A 4,538-nucleotide genomic window follows, 5' to 3' on the forward strand; every position below is an offset into this window, starting at 1 on the left:
GAGAAGTAGCTATTTTTGCCGATGGCGATATATTTTCTGAGGAGCTTGATATGATGCTGATTGACTCCCCGGAAAAGACAGGTATGCTCCTGGTTCCCTATGGCTCTGCCTCACCCAGAGCGATGGCCACATATGAGAAGATCCTGGCTCTATACAGAAAGGATTATCCCGGCATGCCCGTTCTTTTAGCCTTCACCTCTCGTCTTATGATAAAGAGGCTCCAGGAGCGAGAAGGAATCGCCATCCCGAATATCGAGGAGGCCCTGGGCAAACTCTCCGGCCAGGGCTGCAAACAGGTGGTGGTCCAATCCCTGCAGATCGTTCCCGGTGGGGAGTTCCATCGACTGGTATCCCTATCAAGAGAGTACGAAAAGAAGGATGCCGATCCGGAAAGGAGGCTGAAGATCACGATCGGCCTTCCTCTCCTTTCCTGCCTCGAGGACTGCCGGAGGGTCTCAGAGGCACTGCCAGACCTGTGGAGGCCCAGCAGAGATGCAGAATCAAAAGAGGGAGATGAGACAGTCAGGAAGAGCCAGTTCGCAGTCGAATCGAAAAAGGAAGCGGTGCTGCTGGCAGGCCATGGTACCGGCCACCCGGCGGACGCCATCTACTCCCAGATGGCTCAAGTCTTGAAGAAGGACTATGGCCAGGTATTACTGGGCACCATAGAGGGCTTTCCGAGCCTCTTGGAGATGATAGACGAGCTGAAGGTCATCGGCGCGCAAAAGGTCAGGCTGCGCCCCTTTTTGCTTGTAGCCGGAGGGCATGCCGAAAACGATATCTCGGGGCCTGCTCCAGATTCATGGAAGAGCTCTCTGGAGAGGGCGGGAATTGAGGTTGATTTTCATCTATCGGCCCTGGGCGAGATCGAAGGCATCGTCCAGATACTGAAAGAGCATAGCCTGAAGGCTCTGGAAGAGATGGAGATGCAAGCGGACAGAAGAGGGTGAACGCTCGCAATATCCGAAGAGCAGAGTATAATAACCAGAATTGTCTCATATTTGCATACGATGGCTCAAAAGAAGACCTACTGGGAGATGCAAAAGTCCTTCTGGAAAACACCGCTAGGGATTGTCATCTGGTTTGGTGCGCTGCTGGCGATCCTCGCCGGTGGAATACTGGCGCTGAACTTCTTGGGATCACCCTATCCGGTGATCGAGTTCTTCGATGCCGAACCGGAATTCCTGGCACCGGGCCAGTCCTCTGTTCTCAGCTGGAGGGTTGTCGGCGCAAGCCTGGTCGAGATCGACCAGGATATCGGCCCGGTCGCCCTGGAGGGATCCATATCTATATCTCCCTCTGAGGATACCATATACAGGCTTATTGCCGTCAACGGCAGCAGAAACCGATCTGTAGAGCTGAAGGTGAGCCTATCATGAGAGCTTATGGCAAAAGGAGATATTTGGAATTAAATATATCTTACCTCCTCCGGTTATTCGTTATGATATTGACAATTTTTTCGGTGCTATCCCTCCTGCCCGGATCTTCGGCCTCCCCAGACGAGGTCTACGGAGTAGTCACAAATGTGATCGATGGCGATACATTCGACCTCAGGATAGAGAAGGCCGACTCCAGAATTACAGACAGTGTGGAACGGATCACTCTGGCCGACGTCCGTTCACCGGATATGAAGGCAATCCAGGGCCCAGCGGCCAGGGATTTCACATATGCCGTGCTCATGGACAAGAGGGTCTACCTGGATGTTGACGACTTCAACCGGGGACAGGATGATGAGGGCAGGCTGATTGCAGTAGCCTATCTAGCCGGAGCCTATGGCCAGCCCATCCCTTACCCCAACTTCAACCTCTTGCTGGTGGATGCCGGTCATGCGATCCTGGCGAATCAGACGGACAATGAGTTCGATCCGAAAGACTGGAGAGAGGAGCATAACTCAGAGAAGAGCAACTCTGATACTCTGCAAAGGGTGGAGGAGAATCTGCGAGAGAGGCTGGAAGAGAGCTTGCAGGGATCCGATCAAGAGCAGAAAGGGACGCAGAATGATGGATGGCAGAACGACAGCCAGAACGGTCTACTATCCCGGATCGAGGATGCTGCAGGAGAGAAGCTAAATCGAGCAACTCAGGCCGCCTGGGACTGGCTGAAGGCAGAGATAACCAATACCAGCCTGGAGATGGTAAACAGCAACCTGGATCGAGCATTGAACCGCAGCTGATCCAGACCATCTTAATTTTATCTCTTGGATTCTTCTCTATCCCGTTCCGCCCACAGTGGCCCTGTCGACGAGCAGATGGGGCGATCCGTCGCTCACAGGCACCAGCTGGCCGGACTTTCCGCATCGACCGCTGTTATACCGCAGGTCGTCGCCCACAGCCGTTACATGCAAGAGCGTCTCCAGGATCTTTCCGGATAGGGATACATCTCGCAACAGTTGCGTCTTCTCCCCGTTCTCCACGATATAGCCCTTCTTGGCATTGAACTGGAAGATTCCCTCGCCGGTGCTGACCTGCCCCCCCCGGCTCCCTGCCAGATAGATCCCGCTTTTAAGCTCCTCTAAGATCTCCTCCAGCTTCCAGTCACCATTGGCGATGTAGGTATTGCTCATCCGCACTACCGGCCGGCTAATCCCCTCTGCTCGGGCATTGCGCGGCACACCACCTAACCTGGCTGCGGTCTCGCGGGTGTTGAGGTATGACCGAAGCACACCATTCTCCACCAGAACCGTCTCCTGGGCTCGGCTTCCCTCATCATCGAAGGGATAGTAGCCGTTGAGCATCAGGCTGGGGTCGTCTTTGACCGTCACCAGCTCCGATCCTATCCTCTGGCCCAGCTTTCCTTCCAGGCACGAGTCCCCCTCCAGGATTATGTCTCCCTCAGTGGCATGGCCCACCGCCTCATGGACGAACACCCCGGCCAACTCCTGATCCAAGACTACAGGGTGAGTCCCTCCTCTCGCCGCCTTGGCATCCAGGAGGGCGACCGCCGTCTCCCCCACCTGCCTGGCCAGAGCTATTGGATCTTCCCGGTCGAATAGCTCCAGGCCGCCCACACCGGCTCTGCCTTCGCCATCGGTCTGATAAAGGCCATTCCTATGAGCCACAGCGCTGATCACAAAGCCCATTCTGGTCATCCTTGATTCCAGATCCAGGCCCTCAGAACTAGAATAGTGGGCCACCAGATCCATCTCTGAGTAGACCGCCTGGGTCGAGGATATGCCCTTCACCTTCGCTGCGTCCTCGATCTCTCTCAAAAGAGCTACCTTCTCCTCTAAAGATAGGTCTTTTGGATCTCTTTTAACTGCCACCACCACGCTTCTGCCGGGCGGAGCCTCTGCCAGACTGAGATCCTCCTTCCGGCCGATCTTCCGAGCAATGCGCTTGGCCAGATCTATCTCCTGGCCAAGACCGTCCACCCGATCGGTGGTTACAAAACCCCAGGCACCGCCAAAAAGAGCCCGAACCGATGCCCCCTGGAAGGGCACCTGGGCTATTTCCTCAAGCTTTCCATTGTCCAGAACGATCCTGGTTCGACTCCCCTGCAGAATGCGGGTATCATGGAACTCCGCTGTCAAGCGATCAGATGCTCCGGATGGGGGTGGGGATCGTCTCTGGGATGTTGATGCCGATCTTCTTCTCGGTGGCGAACTTCTTCAGTTTCTCTATTAGCCTGGTCCTCTGGCTACCCATGGCATACTCGAATACCTCGCTGATATTGGATACGGGTATGATCTCAATAGAATTTTTCATGGAATCATCTATCAGGACATCCCCCATATTGGATTTAGGAATGAGGACCGTCTTGATTCCCGCCTGAGCCGCAGCCTCGATCTTCTGGGTGACTCCGCCCACAGGCATGACATCCCCCCGCACTGAGAGCGAGCCGGTCATGGCTACCGTCTGTTTCACGGGCACCCCTTCCAACGCGGATATGACAGCAGTGGCGATGGAGATGGATGCGCTGTCGCCCTCTACACCCTCATATGTGCCTATGAACTGAATATGGACATCCTTCTTGGTGATATCCTCGCCCAGGAACTTCTTGATCAGCACAGAGACGTTTGTCACCGCCTCTTTGGCGATCTCCTGCAGCTTTCCAGTGGCGATGATCTTGCCCTCTTCCTTGGATTGAGCAGGGGTGATCTCGGCCATGATGGGCAGAACAATGCCCGAGTCGCCCATGACTGCCAGGCCGTTGACTCTGCCGATCTCATCTCCGGAGGAGTGGAACATGCTGTAGTCTTTGCGCCTCTCCATGTATCTGTCCGCCAGCTGCTGCTCGACCGAACGGGCCATCTTCTTAGCCTGCATGACGTGATTAACCTCGGTGAGGTGAGAGGATTCCGCCCGGGCTACATCTCCAGAGACCCTGATCAGGCCTCCCAGGTCGCGGAGCATGAGGGTGAGATGTCCCTTTCTGCCCGAACGCCTCTTGGCCTCTCTCATGATCTCTGCCACTGCATCTTGAGTGAAGTGGGGGATCTTCCCGTCTCTCACGATCTCCTGAGCCACGAACCTGATTAGCTTGTTCCTGTTCTCCAGGGTGTCCTCCATGGTATCCCGCATGTAGACCTCATAACCATA

5 protein-coding genes are annotated in these 4,538 nt (G+C 55.2%); 3 read left to right on the plus strand and 2 right to left on the minus strand.

Features of this window, described 5'->3' with window-relative positions; genetic code table 11:
• From BP822_RS02240 to BP822_RS02250, 3 genes are all read left to right on the plus strand, one after another.
• Positions 1 to 950: sirohydrochlorin cobaltochelatase (locus BP822_RS02240; protein ID WP_286877627.1), on the plus strand; the 950-nt coding region annotated here is incomplete at its 5' end.
• A 60-nt stretch (positions 951 to 1,010) separates the two neighbouring features.
• A complete protein-coding gene (locus tag BP822_RS02245) occupies positions 1,011 to 1,379 on the plus strand; it encodes a hypothetical protein (protein ID WP_013720282.1) in 369 nt (122 codons plus the stop codon).
• Positions 1,380 to 1,441: 62 nt separating this feature from the next.
• On the plus strand, positions 1,442 to 2,173 hold the full coding sequence (locus BP822_RS02250; protein WP_157863810.1) for a thermonuclease family protein: 732 nt from the start codon (positions 1,442 to 1,444) through the stop codon (positions 2,171 to 2,173).
• A gap of 36 nt (positions 2,174 to 2,209) precedes the next feature.
• On the opposite strand, the gene BP822_RS02255 is transcribed toward BP822_RS02250, so the two are convergent.
• Together BP822_RS02255 and BP822_RS02260 are read right to left on the minus strand one after the other, a co-directional pair.
• Positions 2,210 to 3,529, minus strand: a complete 1,320-nt coding sequence (locus BP822_RS02255; RefSeq protein ID WP_286877628.1) for a TldD/PmbA family protein — start codon at positions 3,527 to 3,529, stop codon at positions 2,210 to 2,212.
• 4 nt (positions 3,530 to 3,533) lie between these two features.
• A partial coding sequence (locus tag BP822_RS02260) for a S16 family serine protease (RefSeq protein WP_286877629.1) occupies positions 3,534 to 4,538 on the minus strand: 1,005 nt, incomplete at its 5' end.

Origin of the sequence: Methanosaeta sp. UBA458 (assembly GCF_002496085.1) — an archaeon.
Lineage (GTDB): Archaea > Halobacteriota > Methanosarcinia > Methanotrichales > Methanotrichaceae > Methanothrix > Methanothrix soehngenii.

Excerpts from the sequence above, each read along its gene's own strand:
- BP822_RS02245 (WP_013720282.1), top strand. The coding sequence starts at position 1,011 with ATGGCTCAAAAGAAGACCTACTGGGAGATGCAAAAGTCCTTCTGGAAA.
- BP822_RS02250 (WP_157863810.1), top strand. The coding sequence starts at position 1,442 with ATGATATTGACAATTTTTTCGGTGCTATCCCTCCTGCCCGGATCTTCG.